Raw genomic sequence first — 16,698 nt, 5'->3', positions numbered from 1 at the left:
ATTCTCATAACGTGAATAGTCATCATGATACCCATGATGGACCTATAATATCACGTGAGGTAACAGGTTTCAGTGCTACATATCGCTATAATGGTAAAGTTAAAAGAAAATGTGGAATTGATAGCAATAATAAAATGCTTAAAGGTTGTAGTACTGCTTGTTATGCCGATAAAAATGAAATCCTCACCATATTCAAACGCAACTGTTCACGAGTCACTCTCCCTTATATGTTGGAACGGATACCGCTGCGAGTAACAAAGCATCAATGCCGTTTTCCCCTATAACGCAAAAAACCCAGCCTATGGCTGGGTTTCGTTAAAATAACAGCAGAATTACAGCAAGTCTGCGATCATTTTTTCCAGTTTTTCTTGGTCAATGGCAAACTTACGGATACCTTCAGCCAGTTTATCTACCGCCATCGGATCTTGGTTATGCTGCCAATAGAACTCAGATTCGGTCAGTTTAGCTTCTGGCTCAGCAGTTTTACCTGAATCAACAAGTTTACGTACCACCTCACCTTGTGCTTCTGATAGCTCTTTCAGTAATGCTGGAGAAATCGTTAGGCGATCACAACCTGCCAATTCCAGAATTTCCCCTACGTTACGGAAGCTAGCACCCATAACCACTGTTTTGTAGCCATGTGCTTTATAGTAGTTATAGATTTCAGTGACTGAAATAACGCCTGGATCTTCATGTGGCGCAAATTCTTTTTTGTCGCTATTCGCTTTGTACCAATCAAGGATACGACCCACAAATGGAGAGATCAGGTAAACGCCAGCTTCAGCACACGCACGAGCCTGAGCAAAAGAGAATAACAATGTTAGGTTACAGTTAATACCTTCTTTTTCCAGTTTCTCTGCGGCACGGATACCCTGCCAAGTTGAAGCCAGTTTAATCAGAATACGATCATTGCTGATACCCGCTTCGTTGTACAACTTGATCAGGCGACGCGCTTTAGCAATACACGCTTCTTCATCGTAAGACAGACGTGCATCAACTTCAGTTGAAACACGGCCCGGAACTAATTTTAGAATTTCCAAACCGATATTAACGGCTAGTTTGTCACAAGCATCAATAACCTGCTGTTCGCGGTGATTGCTTTGCTTACGAGCCCACTCGACAGCTTCGTCAATAAGCTTACGATATTCAGGAATTTGTGCTGCATTCAGAATCAAAGAAGGGTTAGTTGTCGCATCTTGTGGTTTATAAAGCTTCATCGCTTCAATATCGCCAGTATCAGCAACAACGGTGGTTAGACTACGTAAGGAGGTTAATTTATCGGTCATTTCTTTAATCTCGTTGTTATAAAGGAATTGAGGCAAACGCCGCACCGTACAATGATAATATCACGCATCCGAGTTGCTGCAAGCGACTAAAACTATTATAAAGCAACTAACTGATATGCAATCGTTTTCGCTTCAAAAATTAAAACTGAATCCTTTTAGCTTCTTATCCAGCTAATCATAGCCCGATGAAATAGGAAAATTGTTTTTACTTATCTCATCAATTAGCCATTTAAGATCAATTTTTGCTAAAGTGGTAATAGTCATTTTATTATAGGGAACTTGTCATGCTCATCACGATTTCACCCGCCAAAACTTTAGATTATGAAAGCCCACTAGCAACAAAAACTTTCACCCAGCCTGAGTTACTGCATGAATCTCAGCAACTGATTGACGTTTGCCGTCAGCTTTCCCCTGCCGATATCTCAAGTTTAATGAAAATTAGTGATAAACTTGCAGGCTTAAATGCGGCACGTTTTGGTGAGTGGCATGCCGATTTTACGCCAGATAATGCACGCCAAGCGATATTAGCATTTAAAGGTGATGTATATACGGGTATGCAGGCCGAAACATTCTCTGAGCAAGACTTCGCTTTTGCACAACAACACTTACGTATTTTATCTGGACTGTATGGACTGCTACGTCCGCTCGATTTAATGCAACCTTATCGGCTCGAAATGGGCACTCGCTTGAAAAATCCTCGCGGTAAGGACTTGTATGAATTTTGGGGTGATATCATCACAAATCAGCTCAATAAAGCGCTTTCAGCCCAAGGTGATCAGGTCTTGGTTAACCTTGCTTCTGATGAGTACTTCAAATCAGTCAACGTCAAAAAATTAGACGCGACGATGATAAAACCTGTCTTTCTCGATGAAAAAAATGGCAAATATAAAGTCATTAGTTTCTATGCTAAAAAAGCACGTGGCTTGATGAGCCGCTTTATTATCCAAAATAAACTCACCAAAACAGAACAATTGGTTGATTTTAATCTTGAAGGCTATCAATTCGATGAAAGCCAATCTAAAGGGAATGAGCTAGTCTTTACTCGCCCTGAACAGCACTAATTCCTCAAAGCAAAGGTGGTCACCAGTCCTGATCACCTTGTGCAACTTATCGCCAATATTGTGTATTTTTCATCCTCCATCACAGATTTGCTAAAAACTTTCACTTTGCTCAAAAATTAGCATTGATTCACCAGAGCGCTGATATCTTTTGTGACAATATGGCTTTGGTCTCTATGCCAACCATTTTGGAGGTGATGTATGCCTTATATTGCAAATACAGATCGTTATACTGATATGGAGTATCGCTTGTGTGGCCGCAGCGGTTTAAGGCTTCCTCTTATTTCTTTAGGTCTTTGGCACAATTTTGGCGACAATAAATCCCCAGATAATTGCAGAGCCATGCTAAGGCATGCATTTGATCATGGCATTACTCATTTCGATCTCGCCAATAATTATGGTCCTCCCCCTGGGTCGGCAGAAAGCCTATTCGGCCGCCTTCTCCAACAAGACTTTTTACCTTACCGAGATGAGATGATCATTTCATCTAAAGCTGGGTTTACCATGTGGGATGGCCCTTATGGTGATTGGGGAAGTAAAAAATATTTAATCGCCAGTCTCAATCAAAGCCTAAAACGCATGGGCTTAGATTATGTTGATATCTTTTATCATCATCGCCCTGATCCAGACACCCCACTCGAAGAAACCATGGGCGCATTAGATTTGATCGTGCGTCAAGGTAAGGCATTGTATGTCGGGATCTCCAACTACCCCGCCGATCTTGCCAAAGACGCCATTGATATTCTGAATCAGCTTGGTACCCCTTGTCTTATTCACCAACCCAAGTACTCCATGCTCGTCAGAGATCCGGAAGAAGGGCTACTTGATGTACTGGAAGATGAAGGGGTCGGTTCTATAGCTTACTCCCCTTTAGCTGGAGGAATACTGACAGATCGTTACTTAAACGGTATCCCTGCTGATTCTCGCGCCGCGAACAACCCCTCTTTGCCACCTGAAAGGCTCACCTCCGCGGTAATAACGAAGGTGAAAAAACTCAATGAATTAGCGTTGAGTCGTCAGCAAAAACTGAGCCAAATGGCACTTGCTTGGCTTTTACGTCACGATCGCATCACCTCAGTGCTCATTGGCGCTAGCCGAATCAGCCAAATTGATGATGCTCTTGGCATAATAAGAAACCGCCAATTCACCGCAGACGAGCTAAAAACGATTGAGCTTATCTTAGAAAACGATATTTAAATCGCGCTTTCCATCTTGCTGTCTCTTGTTGCAAATACAGCCCAGAGACAGCTGATTCTATTTCAAGAAATGCCCCCATTCATTAAACTCAATGCCCTGACAATACCATCGTTGTCAAATACAGAAATGCCCTTCCGCAAAATGCTATCACCCAATAAAACATAAATATAATTTATATCATTTAAATAAAAATACTCAACCAAACTATTAATTAAAAACTAAAAAACATAAAAATCAAAGAAATATAAAAACACACCATCATAATGGCAAGTTAAAATTGATAAATATAAATGAACACATAAACTGAGTTAGCAGTTTATTTAATTCATTTAACGAAGAGAAAATTATATGAAAATAAAATGTATCCTTATTGCTTCTGTATTTATCCCTACTTTATCTTTGGCCTCGGTTTTTCAATATAACGCTCTTGAGATGCTTTCAGATCCAATCTCTGGATCAAGTCAATATTTAGGACAAAGTGGCCATGGTGGTCATGGCGGTAACGGGGGTAATGGCGGAAGTGGTGGCAATGGCGGTAATGGTGGCAACGGCGGCAACGGTGGTAATGGCGGTAATGGCAACTAATCTGCTGACGACCTAACTTTACTTGATCATCCCCCTTCAATAACGAAGGGGGATTGGAGGATAATTATGCCCAAAGAATTATTTCTCATAGTCTGCACTGCTTTTGTTGTATCAACCTCAATACCAAGCCACTCTTTTAACCGCGTGTCCTCACAGCTGCTCTTTCACCCTCAACATGCTATCTCAAGCGATAACAATATTTTTTACCTTAATAGCAGTAAACAAGGAAATGGCGGACATGGCGGAAACGGTGCCAATGGCGGGAATGGTGGCAGTGGTTTAGGAAATGGTGATGGCGGCGATGGCGGTAATGCACAACTAGGCAGCAATGGTAACGGCGGAAATGGCGGGAGCGGCGGTATTAATGGGGGTAATGGTGGCCGAGGAGGAAATGGCGATGGCTACGGTAACGGTGGCAATGGCGGCAACGGCACTGGAAATGGCAATGGGGGTAATGGCGGGAATGGCGGCAATGGCGGGAATGGGGGTAACGGTGGAAATGGCTCAGGGAGTGGGAATGGGGGTAACGGCGGTGATGCTGGCCCTGAAGGTGGTGAAGGCGGACGTGGTGGCCTCGGTGGACCAAACGGTGGTCGAGATGGTTTGAATGGTGCTAGCGCCCGTCGTTCTATCAATTAAATCCTTTAACCGGCGAGTTAGCTGGCTCACTCAATCGCCTGACCTTTGTAACTTATGTTGATTTCAATTTATCTTTATCACGTTATGAGACGAATAAAAATAGAAACGGAAGCTAATAGCTTCCGCTTCATCATAACGCGATTATTTAGGTGCACGTTCCATTAAGAAGGCCCTCAACTTAGCAAAGTCTGAAGGCAAGAAATGGGATAACAAAGGTAACTCTGCACGCTCAGCCAAGGCTTGTGGCAAAGGCAGCGGTTTATTCAAAATCTCTTCTACACTTTCTTTAAACTTAGCTGGATGTGCAGTACCTAAAAACAGGCCATACTCCCCATCTTGTAACTGATCACGCAATACGCGATAAGCAACAGCAGCATGAGGCTCAGATACATAGCCTTTTTTATCTAATTCACGGACAGTGTCTTTTGTCACGTCATCGGTCACGACACCATGGCCAAGTTGTTGAAGCGACCAGCCTTTACGACGGAATAGCTCTTCAATACGAGGCCAGTTATTAGGTTGGCTAACATCCATCGCATTCGATAAGGTTGCAACCGTTTGATGTGGTTTCCATTGCCCCTCTTCAAGATAGCGAGGAACCGTATCATTCACGTTCGTTGCAGCAATAAAGCGTTTAACCGGTAGCCCCATCGATTTCGCCAGTAACCCCGCGGTTAAATCACCAAAGTTACCGCTTGGCACGGAGATAACTAATTGCTCACGTTTTTCCGCAGGGATCTGAGCCACGGCTTCAAAGTAATAACAAATCTGTGCTAGCAAACGACTAATATTGATTGAGTTAGCAGAGTTTAAGTGCAGTGCTTTTTTTAGCTCTTCATCATCAAAAGATTGTTTAACCAACGCTTGGCAAGCATCAAAGTCATCTTTAATTGCAACAGTATGAATATTTTCACCCAGTGTACAAAATAGCTTTTCTTGCAGTGGGCTGATCTTGCCTTCAGGATATAAAATAACGACTTGGACGTTATTTAAACGGTAAAAAGCGTGTGCAACCGCAGCCCCCGTATCACCTGAAGTGGCCGTTAGAATAGTGACAGGTTGATCGCCTGCAACTTGACCTAACGCCTGAGCCATAAAACGCCCACCAAAATCTTTAAATGCTAATGTTGGACCATGGTAGAGCTCAAGTGTTGCCACATCTTGCTCAACTTGCGTCACAGGTGCTGGGAATGTAAACGCCTCTTTCACTCGGGACGCGAGCTCAGCTTCTGGGATTTCATCACCAATAAATGCCGTCAAAATGCGGCTACTACGAGTGACAAAATCTAATTTTAGTAACTCGTCAATTTCAGTGGCGCTAAATTCAGGTAGATCTTGCGGGAAAAATAGGCCTTGTTGTTTGCCAAGTCCCTGTTTTACTGCCTGTGCGAAGCTAACTTGTTCGCTATTATCTTTTAAGTTATACAGTTTCATTCTTTACCCTATTGTCCTTGCCCCTGTGAGATCCAAACGGCAGATATGCACAAAGCCTTCATCATTTTGAACGTAATGTTGTTGTAGATAATCTGCCATTTTCTCGGCAATATTTTTGTCATCGCAGATAGCAAATAGTGTGGGGCCTGATCCGGAAATACCACAGGCTAATGCACCTATCTCATACGCATTTTTGCGTGCTTCAGCGAAACCAGGAAGCAGTTGAGTGCGGTAAGGCTCTGCAACCACATCTTGGATCATCGTTACAGCCAGCTGTGGCTGATGAGTATGACACGCGTGAATAAAACCAGATAGGTAACGGCCATGATTCACAATATCATGACGTGGATAACTATTAGGCAAAATAGCACGAGCCTCTGCGGTAGAGACTTTAATCCCTGGGTAAGCCATGACCCAATACCAGTTATCAAATGCAGGAACTGGCTGAGAAATTATTCCATTTTGCTCAATAATCAGCTGTAGTCCCCCAAGAAAGCAAGGGGCGACGTTATCGTAATGTACGCTGCCTGAAATACGTCCTTCCAACTCGCCCATCATGCTTAATAGGGTGGTCTCATCAAAAGGTTGCCCTGCAAACTCATTCAATGCCATCAGTGCAGCAACAACAGAACATGCACTTGAACCTAAACCAGAGCCAATAGGCATATTTTTTTCGAGCGTCATCGCAACATTAAGCGGTTTACCAAGACGTTCACAAAACAATTCCCAGCACTGGTAAACAATATTGTGCTCACTCTTTTTGGGTAATTTTGCAACAAAGCGTCCTTTATTGGTCAAAGAAAAGCTTTCGGCTGCTTCAACAGTGACACAATCGCCTAACAGAGTTCCATCTACTGGCGATACTGCCGCCCCTAATACATCAAACCCGACACTAACATTACCAATTGAAGCGGGCGCATAAACTTTAATCACTTATCAGACTCCCAATTTCCATGATAGGGTACGCAACATATCTGCAAATACGCCGGCAGCGGTAACATCATTACCTGCACCATAGCCTCTTAGAACTAAAGGTATTGGTTGGTAATAGCGTGTATAGAAAGCCAATGCGTTTTCGCCATTCTTGACTTTAAAGAGTGGATCATTGCCATCAACGGCAACAATTTTTACTTGGCAACGTCCTTCCTCTATCAACCCAACATAGCGTAACACTTTTTCTTCCGCTTCTGCGGCTTTTATACGTTCTGCAAATTGTTGGTTGAGCTGTGGTAAACGAGCCATAAATTCAGCAACACTGCCACTGCTATCAAACTCAGCAGGTAATACCGCATCAATTTCAATATCGTCTAGCTCTAATTGATAGCCCGCTTCACGAGCAAGGATCAACAGTTTACGAGCAACATCCATACCGGATAAGTCATCACGTGGGTCAGGCTCAGTAAATCCTTTCTCTTTCGCTAATGTTGTTGCCTCAGACAGAGACATACCTTCATCTAACTTACCAAAGATAAAGGATAGTGAGCCAGAGAGAATTCCACTAAAGTGCACCAGCTCATCACCCGCATTCAGAAGATTCTGTAAGTTTTCAATCACCGGCAAACCTGCACCAACGTTAGTGTCATAAAGGAACTTACGTTTTGATACTTCACACGCTGAACGTAGTTGGCGGTAATAATCCATCGATAACGTGTTGGCTTTTTTATTAGGCGTGACCACGTTAAAACCATCTTTTAAGAAATTCACATACTGCTCGGCAATCTCTTGGTTAGAGGTACAATCGATAATCACAGGATTGAGAAAGTGATATTCACGTTCAAGTCTGATCAAACGACTTAAGCTAAAGGGTTCTGTCGCTTGTGCAAGTTCTTCTTTCCAATTATCAAGAGAGATGCCTTGCATATTGGTTAGCATGGCTCTTGAGTTAGCAATTCCGCACACACGTAAATCAATATGTTTTTGCTTTAACCATTGTTGTTGGCGATGGATCTGTTCAATCAATGCATTTCCAACCCCCCCTACCCCAATGATAAAGGCTTCTATCACCTGCTCTGCATTAAATAGCATTTGATGGCATAAACGAACTGCCGTTGTTGCCGCCTCATTCGCGATGACCGCTGAAATGGAGCGTTCAGATGAACCTTGCGCAATCGCAACAATATTTATATTTCCGCGTGTTAAAGCTGAAAAGAAACGTGCTGATATCCCTTTAAGGGTACGCATCCCATCTCCCACTACAGAAATAATCGCCAGCTGCTCCATGACATCAAGAGGATCCAAGACACCGTCTTTTAATTCTAAATAGAACTCTTCTTCCAGTGCTGCGCGTGCTCGCACTAATTCACCTTGTGGCACACAGAAACTAATGCTGTATTCGGATGATGACTGAGTAATCAAGACCACTGAGATCCCTTTACGCGACATGACTGAGAAAATACGAGCTGCCATGCCAACCATCCCTTTCATGCCAGGACCCGAAACGTTGATCATTGCCATGTTATTAAGATTCGTGATCCCTTTAACTGGTGTACTTTCATCCGTTTGACCATCGCCAATCAAAGTCCCCGGAGCACTTGGGTTAGTGGTATTTTTAATCAGGCAAGGAATTTGGAATTGTGCGATTGGCGCGATGGTGCGTGGGTGAAGAACTTTTGCACCAAAGTAGGACAGTTCCATTGCTTCTTGGTAAGACATCCCTTTTAATAAACGCGCATCAGGCACTAAACGAGGGTCACAGGTATACACCCCATCCACATCGGTCCAGATCTCACAACAGGCCGCCCGTAAACAAGCCGCTAAAACAGCGGCAGAATAATCAGAACCATTGCGTCCTAATACCACCAGTTCGCCTTTATCATTACCCGCGGTAAAACCCGCCATCAATACAAAGTGGTCTTTCGGGATATTTAATTCTGCAATACGCTTAGTTGATTCATTGATATCAACTGTTGATTCAAGGTAATGGCCAACTGCCAATAAACGTTCGACAGGGTTAATCACTGTCACTTTGTGTCCGCGTGCTTTTAACACAGATTCCATGATAGCAATGGAGAGTTTTTCACCACGACAAATGATGGAAGCATTAATGCTATCAGGGCATTGGCCTAGAAGAGTAATACCATGCAGTACTTGTTTGATTTGTGCAAATTCTTGTTCGGTGAGTTTTTTCAGTCTGTCGTAATCAAAACCGGGTTGTTTTTCTTTCAATCCTTTTAGTAAGTTTGCAAAAATCATTTCTGCATCATTCACATGCGTGATGACATCCTGACCTGCAACCGTTTTATCAATCATTGCGACCAAATGGTTAGTGATTTTTGCTGGTGCGGATAACACCAAAGCCACCTGCCCATCGGCCAATTTACTCTCAGCGATGTCAGCAACATTAAGTACTCGTTCGTCATTTGCAACCGAAGTACCGCCAAATTTAAGCACACGCATGGTATTTCTCTCCTGATTTAACACCAAAAAAAAGCCCGCATCTGATTGGACGCGGGCTTTTTCATTTTTTATTTTTTGGATGCGTCAGCCCGCCCCGTTTCCTGTGGTTACGGTGGTGGTAATAATAATCGTAGTCAGGCTGATGTTACGCATAAATTTCTGTCTGTCTCTTGATTCGTTACTTTCTCCCTATACGGTTAAAGCAATTATAAAGAAATGTCAAATTTATTTACCCAAAAAACAGATTACTGGTTATTTTACTTATCAAAAATTATGCTATCTCTTCAACAAAACTTAATGACAACACGACTCAATACCACATTTTGTCAATTTTTAAATCCAAAAAACCAACAATTGGCGATATAAAATATTTATGCGTTATTTTAAAGAAATATCAGGACAGATGGTGACTTATTGGATTAATTCACTCAATGAGTAAAAATAAAAACGGGGCGTATTTTGCTCTTTATCTGATAGTTAAACATCTACTGAATTTGTAAGATTTTCTTCCTAACAAATTTTGTTAACGTGCTACAATTGATTTTGATATGTATCAACAAAAGTTATTTTTTTAGGTGGTAAATGAAGTATTAGCTGTTATATTGCTGTTAACAGCCCAACGTTGGGAAAGTGCCTAAATTTTGATTCATTTTTGAATCTGATAACAACAGAGGCGACAAAATAACGTTGACTCAAAGACATATTTATAACCCATAGACGCGTTTTTCCAGCAAAAACAAAATCAAAACCACCTAATTTGGAAGCGTTCTATGAGTTCACTATTTTATTTTAAAACTTTAGGTAGCAAATATGCAGACCCCACACATTTTGATTGTTGAAGATGAGATTGTCACACGCAATACACTAAAAAGCATTTTTGAAGCTGAAGGCTATGTTGTCCATGAAGCGACTGATGGCGAAGAGATGCACAATGTTCTGTCCGAACATGACATCAATCTTGTTATCATGGATATTAACTTGCCTGGCAAAAATGGCCTCCTTCTTGCTCGTGAATTACGTGAACAAGAAAGTATTGCGCTAATGTTCCTAACCGGTCGTGATAACGAAGTCGATAAGATCCTTGGCCTTGAAATTGGTGCCGATGATTACATCACCAAACCATTTAACCCGCGTGAATTAACAATTCGTGCGCGTAACCTACTTTCTCGCACTATGAATTTAGCGGGGGGTACGGAAGAGCGTCGCTTAGTTGAAAGCTATAAGTTTAATGGCTGGGAACTTGACATTAATAGCCGTTCACTGATTAGCCCAGCAGGCGAGCACTACAAGTTACCGCGTAGTGAATTCCGTGCGATGTTGCATTTCTGTGAAAACCCAGGAAAAATTCAAACTCGTGCCGATTTATTGAAAAAAATGACCGGCCGTGAGTTGAAACCCCATGATAGAACTGTTGACGTGACTATTCGTCGTATTCGTAAGCATTTCGAATCAACACCTGATACACCAGAAATTATCGCAACAATTCATGGTGAAGGTTACCGCTTCTGTGGTGATTTAGACGAATAAGTCACCCTGCACAGAAAAAATAAACCGGCTTAATCGCCGGTTTTTTGTTTTTTAAGCCCAAATATTTTAACCGGTATTTACCACGGCATAATTGGCACTGCGCTGAGTGCATTTTTAGGTGATCCGTCGATCATTTTATCCGAATACGTTAAATAGATTAGCGCATTACGCTTAGGGTCATAAAAACGTACCACTTGGAGTTTTTTGAACACTAATGAGGTTCGTTTTTGAAATACGACATGCGCTTTTTTCGGAGAACGTTTGATACGCTCATTCAACTCAATCGGGCCTACTTGCTGACAAGAAATTGCCGCATCAGAAGTATCCTCAGCTAAACCTAGCCCACCTTTGATGCCTCCCGTTTTCGAGCGGCTGAGATAGCAGGTGACATTATCAACATCGGGATCATCAAAAGCTTCGACAACAATTTTATGGTCAGGGCCAAATATTTTGAAAACGGTATCGACTGAACCAATTTCTTCCGCGAATGACGCGAAAGGCAATGTCGACAGCAGTGATGCCAATAATAGGTGTTTCAGCTTGCAAAAATGCATACAGGTTTCCTTATCAACCAGAAGGCTTAGTCTCGCTTATTATATACTCTAACTGATTTGAATTGCAGATAGATTATTATCAACGGACTTGCGGTATGAAATATGACAACTATAAAAGAAGTTAATCATTTTCTTTGCAACTAAATGGCAAATACAACTCTTTTACTATAAACGAAAGGGTTAACTTGATATAGAATAGGCGTTCCTTGATAACCTATATCTGTTTTTTAAGTCTTACTGACTAGGGATATACATGGATCAAACAAATATTATTCGTGACCTTCTACGCTGGATCGATGATAACCTAGATAAACCTCTATCACTCGATAATGTTGCTGCAAAAGCCGGTTATTCTAAATGGCACTTACAACGGATGTTTAAAGACGTTACCGACCAAGCGATTGGTGCCTACATTCGTGCCCGTAGACTCTCTCGCGCTGCCGTTGCGTTACGCCTCACCAGCCGTCCAATTCTTGATATTGCTTTACAGTATCGTTTTGACTCACAACAAACCTTTACGCGAGCATTTAAGAAACAGTTTAATATCACTCCAGCCTACTATCGCCGCAGTGATGAATGGTGCGCGACAGGCATTTGCCCGCCAATTATCTTAGATGAGCATAAGCATTTAGATCATGAATTTGTCGTTATGCCTGAACAACCTTTAGTTGGACTAGAGCAGAGTTGTTCTTATTCTTTAGAAGAGTGGTCAACGGCTTGTTCAGAAATGCGTCAAACATTTTGGCATTATTATTTAGAGCATACTACATCTATCGCTTCAGAAGTTTTTGGCTTGCACCATGCTATCCATAATACTGAAAAAGAAGATGAGCAAACGGTGTTCTACACAACCGCGGTTAAACCCGAAGATGCCAGCTTTAATAATGCAGAATATACTCATCTGACTATCCCCGCGGGGGAATATGTCAAATTTAGCTTTAGTGGCGAAGCAACACGTTCGGCGATGCAAGAGTTTTTATATCAAATTTATGGCATTTATCTGCCTAAACTCAATATCACACGTCGACCTGGCTATGATATCGAACATTACAAAATTAAAAATGCCGAACTCCGTGATCTAAACCATCACCATGATGACCCCAAATCACATGTCGCGGCTTTTGATTATTATGTGCCAATAAAACGCTAATTATTTGGAGTTTCAATGTACTCATCATCATTATTCAAACTGTAGCTTTTTTGATATCACGCTAGCTACGATTTGAATTGTTCAGAGTATCTCCTTGTTGAAACTCCAAATATTGACGCTCTTTGCTAGGCTTGCTGCTCATCTAAAGCTGGCTGAGTAAGATGAGTGATTTCTCCCGTGCTTTCAACAATCCATCCATTCGCGAGCCAAGGGCTGTTTTGATAATCGACCCGTGAGATGGAACAGTTACGTAAACGCAACCGGCGTTCTGAATAGGCTGGTACACCTAAAATACGACTTAATAATGTACTCAATGCGATACCATGACTGACTAATAAAGGTTTACTGCCCTCTGGCAGCTCAAGGCAGCTATTCAACGCAGCAAACATGCGCTGATAGAGTTCCTCCATCGATTCACCTTCAGGAATGCGCCCGCCTTCAGTGCCATCAATCAGGCTTTTACGCCATTGCTCTTCTTGTTCCGTCAGACTATCTATTTTTCTCTGTTCAAGAACACCCATATTGAGTTCACGAAGTCGCGGTTCTATGATAATTTCCCCACCGCAAACATCCGCAATTATTTGTGCAGTTTCGCGTGTGCGTCCCATATCACTAGTGATAATATGGGTAATGCCTTCTGATTTAATTCTTTCGGCAACTTGCCTTGCTTGCAGACGTCCAGTGGCCGTGAGAGGGCTGTCAGATTGGCCCTGTATACGGCGAGCTACGTTCCATTCAGTTTCGCCATGGCGAACAAGATAAACCTGTAACATAGATGTGTTCCGTTATTACTTTGCGAATTATGTGTTCAAAGGAAAATAATTAATGTACCAAGTTATAGCTGCAACGACTAATCCTGCCAAAATTAAAGCGATTCATCTTGCTTTCGATGCTGTTTTTGGGCCTGGCAGTTATCAGATAGAAGATATTAACGTTGATAGCAGCGTTCCACAGCAACCTATCGGTAATAATGAAACCCGTACTGGAGCAAGGCAACGCGTAATGGCATCAAGACAAGTCCGCCCTGAAGCCGATTTTTGGGTCGGCATTGAAGCGGGAATTGATGAGGACATGACTTTTGCGTGGATTGTTATTGAACATAAACAAATCCGTGGAGAATCACGTTCAGCAAGTATTATGATCCCAGAAAAAATTCTTGCGGGTATTCGAGAAGGACGTGAACTTGGTGAAGAAATGGCCGATTTAACGGGCATCGATAACATTAAGCAGCAAGGTGGTGCTATCGGATTCTTTACTAACGGGGTGCTAACACGCACAAGTGTCTACCAACAAGCACTGATACTGGCGCTGGTTCCCATTAAGCATGAAATTTATAAAGAGCTAAACCAGATAGAAGATTAATTATAACGAAAAAATAACAATAGGGGCAGTCTTTGCCCCTATTTGATATGATGAATAACACAAATTAAATAAATGATTGTGGCAACACAGGGTTTCATCACGCATACATAACTCATGCAGGCCAAATTATTTAATTTGGTATTATTAGTTAGCTCTTTGATTATTTAAGTAATTGTTCCTCTAGCCACACTTTCACCGATTGCGGCGCAGATTTTAAACTATTTGAACCTCGTGTTATGGTTGCAATACCAACACCGAGTTCATTTTTTAATTCTCTTTGACTCATTTCACCACGCATCAACTCCTGAACAATGCGTACTCGGGTGGCAAGCGCTGTGCGTTCATCAGGGGTCAGCAACAACTGTAAAATAGGATGTTGCAAGTCTTGCTCAAACGCGAGCTGAAGTAACTTAACGAAGCGTTGCCAATCATCGTTCTCATCAGTCGTGAGTGCGGGGTCATTCAGGTGATTTGCAGTCATGTTATCCAACCATACTATTTAACTAGTACAAATGATAACACATTATTCAGCAAATCACCTGTAAAACCTCTTAATACTTCATTAACCACTCACTATCGGTCAATACAGGACCACTTTGCCCCATAAAGTAACGATAGAAAACGTCGTATGACAATACATTCTTCACGTAGCCCCGTGTTTCAGAGAAAGGGATACTCTCTACAAAGGCAACAGCATCAAGACGCCCACCGCTGTTACCTAACCAGCGAGTCACCCTTGATGGGCCAGCATTATAAGCCGCACTCGATAAAATACGGTTGTTAGAGAATTGCTGATAAACATCCTCTAAGTAAGCCGTACCAATCTCAATATTTTTCACTGGGTTCGTCAGTTGGCTTGTATTCACATAGCCACTAATACCTTGTTTTTGTACGGTGTGCTTAGCGGTTGCGGGCATCAACTGCATAAGGCCCGTTGCGCCAACTGGCGAGCGAGCTTGTGGGTTCCAAGCACTTTCTTGACGGGCAATGGCCATCGCATAACTCTTAGAGACCGTTTTATCTTTGGTGTGGCGTTCGAACTCTTTTTCCCATGCTAATGGGAAACGCTCTTCCAAATGATTCCATAACTTGCCTGTGATCGTCGCTTGTACGCTTAAATCCGCCCAATTATGATTAAAAGCATAACGCGCAAGTTGCTCTTGCTGATTCACGGGGCGTGAAGCGACTAAGCTAACCCACTCGGTTCGCGCTAGATTATCCATCTCCCAATACATTAACTCTTTAACCCGTTGAATCTCAGCTAACTTATCGAGATTACTGTCTGGTTTTTCCGCCGTTTTAATATACAGAGGATATTCTGTATTTAATTTTTGAGCAGCGACCATCGGATAGAAACCTCTCCCATCCATGAGCTGACGCAGTATCGTTTCACCCTCGGCTTTTTTACCTTCATCGATGAGTGTGATCGCCTGCCAATACTGCCACTCTTCTTTATTCTTCGCATCAGTAGGTAGCTGTTTTAGCCATTTAGCGACCCCTGCTTTATCACCCGTACCAAGCGCTAAACGCACTCGACGCTCTTTTAAAGCCGTTGAATCAGTTTCACTGATCACTTCATCACGCCAATTGGCTTGTTCTGGCGTAACATCCCCCATATATTGCCAAGCGATACTATCTTTCAGCTTTTGTGTTTCCGCCATATTCATTTTTTGCGCACTGCTGATCCCTCTTAATGCAGCGCGTGCTTCATCCGGTGATTGGCGAGCATAACGGTTAAAACCTGCGATTGTTGCCTGACGAGAAAAATCTGTTGGCGTCATCGTTTTCGCAAACTGAGTCACTGAAGCAGGATCATTTTGTAATTTAACTAATGCATCACCAATTGTTTTATAGTTTAGGGGAAGCCGTTTAGCGAGATAAGCGGCCATTGATGTGTTCCCAGCATCAATCGCTAGGTGGATCCGCTCAAGGATCATTTCTGGCGTTAAATAGCCTGCCTTTTCCCACTCATTAAATAACTTATCACAGGCGGCGGGCATCGAACGCCCATTTAACCAAGATTTTTCAGCGCCTTGCCATGCTAGGCTTTTATTCCCCGTAGCCCAATTCGCATAATAATAATTACATTTTGCCTCGGCGGGTTTTGGTTCCTCGGGGCTAAATGCCAGCAAGGACTTCCACTCCTGACGGCGAGCCAACTCATTCACAAAACGATTTTTTAATGTTTTTGCGACTGGCAACGTTGGGTGTGAATCAATAAAAGCCTGCACTTGGCTCGGTGAAATAATATCGAGATCTTGGGTCAGCTCTCGATATTCTAAATAAGGATATAATGGATACTCTTGTAGCGTAGGCAATAGACGCTCTACCTCATCCATTTGTTTAGCATCCCAAGCTTGTTTGATGGCTTGGTAACGCTCTCTTTGTGCTTGTAGAGAGTCTGCCCATACTGTTGTGGACACCAACATCATGGCAATCGGGGCTGCCATCAACAATTTTTTCATGCTTAATACTTCCCTATTCCTGCAACACGCTGAGTTTTTGACCAT

The 16,698-nt window shown here is 42.4% G+C and carries 16 protein-coding genes and 1 other annotated feature; of the genes, 7 read left to right on the top strand and 9 right to left on the bottom strand.

Annotated elements, in window-relative coordinates; translation table 11 throughout:
- Positions 1 to 332: 332 nt before the first annotated feature.
- On the bottom strand, positions 333 to 1,286 hold the full coding sequence (gene tal, locus P2E05_RS03415) for a transaldolase (protein WP_154622019.1): 954 nt from the start codon (positions 1,284 to 1,286) through the stop codon (positions 333 to 335).
- 284 nt (positions 1,287 to 1,570) lie between these two features.
- Between tal and yaaA the strand changes: the two genes are divergently transcribed.
- From yaaA to P2E05_RS03395, 4 genes are all read left to right on the top strand, one after another.
- Positions 1,571 to 2,347: a peroxide stress protein YaaA gene (yaaA, locus tag P2E05_RS03410; protein WP_154622018.1), complete on the top strand. Its 777-nt coding sequence runs from the start codon at positions 1,571 to 1,573 to the stop codon at positions 2,345 to 2,347.
- A gap of 198 nt (positions 2,348 to 2,545) precedes the next feature.
- Complete coding sequence (locus P2E05_RS03405; RefSeq protein ID WP_154622017.1) at positions 2,546 to 3,541, top strand: aldo/keto reductase; 996 nt, start codon at positions 2,546 to 2,548, stop codon at positions 3,539 to 3,541.
- A 348-nt stretch (positions 3,542 to 3,889) separates the two neighbouring features.
- On the top strand, positions 3,890 to 4,126 hold the full coding sequence (locus tag P2E05_RS03400) for a hypothetical protein (protein ID WP_154622189.1): 237 nt from the start codon (positions 3,890 to 3,892) through the stop codon (positions 4,124 to 4,126).
- A 66-nt stretch (positions 4,127 to 4,192) separates the two neighbouring features.
- Positions 4,193 to 4,765: a hypothetical protein gene (locus P2E05_RS03395; RefSeq protein WP_154622190.1), complete on the top strand. Its 573-nt coding sequence runs from the start codon at positions 4,193 to 4,195 to the stop codon at positions 4,763 to 4,765.
- Between the two features lie 141 nt (positions 4,766 to 4,906).
- Here P2E05_RS03395 and thrC read toward each other — a convergent pair whose 3' ends face one another.
- The 4 genes from thrC to thrL form a co-directional block, all read right to left on the bottom strand.
- On the bottom strand, positions 4,907 to 6,199 hold the full coding sequence (gene thrC / locus P2E05_RS03390) for a threonine synthase (protein ID WP_272657669.1): 1,293 nt from the start codon (positions 6,197 to 6,199) through the stop codon (positions 4,907 to 4,909).
- Positions 6,200 to 6,202: 3 nt separating this feature from the next.
- Positions 6,203 to 7,132, bottom strand: a complete 930-nt coding sequence (gene thrB / locus P2E05_RS03385; protein WP_163860683.1) for a homoserine kinase — start codon at positions 7,130 to 7,132, stop codon at positions 6,203 to 6,205.
- A gap of 3 nt (positions 7,133 to 7,135) precedes the next feature.
- Complete coding sequence (thrA, locus tag P2E05_RS03380; protein ID WP_272657671.1) at positions 7,136 to 9,595, bottom strand: bifunctional aspartate kinase/homoserine dehydrogenase I; 2,460 nt, start codon at positions 9,593 to 9,595, stop codon at positions 7,136 to 7,138.
- A 24-nt stretch (positions 9,596 to 9,619) separates the two neighbouring features.
- Positions 9,620 to 9,741, bottom strand: a sequence feature (Thr leader region).
- A complete protein-coding gene (gene thrL, locus P2E05_RS21900; RefSeq protein ID WP_071599685.1) occupies positions 9,680 to 9,748 on the bottom strand; it encodes a thr operon leader peptide in 69 nt (22 codons plus the stop codon). It overlaps the preceding feature by 62 nt.
- A gap of 657 nt (positions 9,749 to 10,405) precedes the next feature.
- On the opposite strand from thrL, the gene arcA reads away from it, so the two are divergent.
- Positions 10,406 to 11,122, top strand: coding sequence for a two-component system response regulator ArcA (gene arcA, locus P2E05_RS03375; protein WP_004926714.1), 717 nt, complete (start codon positions 10,406 to 10,408; stop codon positions 11,120 to 11,122).
- Positions 11,123 to 11,199: 77 nt separating this feature from the next.
- Here the strand turns inward: arcA and creA are convergent, their stop codons facing one another.
- Entirely contained in the window at positions 11,200 to 11,676 is a 477-nt protein-coding gene (creA, locus tag P2E05_RS03370) for a protein CreA (protein ID WP_154622193.1), read from the bottom strand.
- 253 nt (positions 11,677 to 11,929) lie between these two features.
- On the opposite strand from creA, the gene robA reads away from it, so the two are divergent.
- On the top strand, positions 11,930 to 12,826 hold the full coding sequence (robA, locus tag P2E05_RS03365) for an MDR efflux pump AcrAB transcriptional activator RobA (protein ID WP_154622194.1): 897 nt from the start codon (positions 11,930 to 11,932) through the stop codon (positions 12,824 to 12,826).
- Positions 12,827 to 12,951: 125 nt separating this feature from the next.
- Here the strand turns inward: robA and gpmB are convergent, their stop codons facing one another.
- Entirely contained in the window at positions 12,952 to 13,599 is a 648-nt protein-coding gene (gene gpmB / locus P2E05_RS03360; protein ID WP_154622195.1) for a 2,3-diphosphoglycerate-dependent phosphoglycerate mutase GpmB, read from the bottom strand.
- Positions 13,600 to 13,651: 52 nt separating this feature from the next.
- Here gpmB and yjjX point away from each other — a divergent pair, with 52 nt between their 5' ends.
- A complete protein-coding gene (gene yjjX, locus P2E05_RS03355) occupies positions 13,652 to 14,188 on the top strand; it encodes an inosine/xanthosine triphosphatase (protein WP_154622196.1) in 537 nt (178 codons plus the stop codon).
- Positions 14,189 to 14,348: 160 nt separating this feature from the next.
- Here yjjX and trpR read toward each other — a convergent pair whose 3' ends face one another.
- Entirely contained in the window at positions 14,349 to 14,669 is a 321-nt protein-coding gene (trpR, locus tag P2E05_RS03350) for a trp operon repressor (protein ID WP_154622197.1), read from the bottom strand.
- A 70-nt stretch (positions 14,670 to 14,739) separates the two neighbouring features.
- On the bottom strand, positions 14,740 to 16,653 hold the full coding sequence (gene sltY / locus P2E05_RS03345) for a murein transglycosylase (RefSeq protein WP_272657672.1): 1,914 nt from the start codon (positions 16,651 to 16,653) through the stop codon (positions 14,740 to 14,742).
- Positions 16,654 to 16,698: the final 45 nt, after the last annotated feature.

Origin of the sequence: Providencia stuartii (assembly GCF_029277985.1) — a bacterium.
In the GTDB taxonomy this organism is placed as follows: Bacteria; Pseudomonadota; Gammaproteobacteria; order Enterobacterales; family Enterobacteriaceae; genus Providencia; species Providencia zhejiangensis.
The sequence above is the reverse complement of the archived record's forward strand: the minus strand, read 5'-3'. Positions and strand labels throughout refer to the sequence as shown.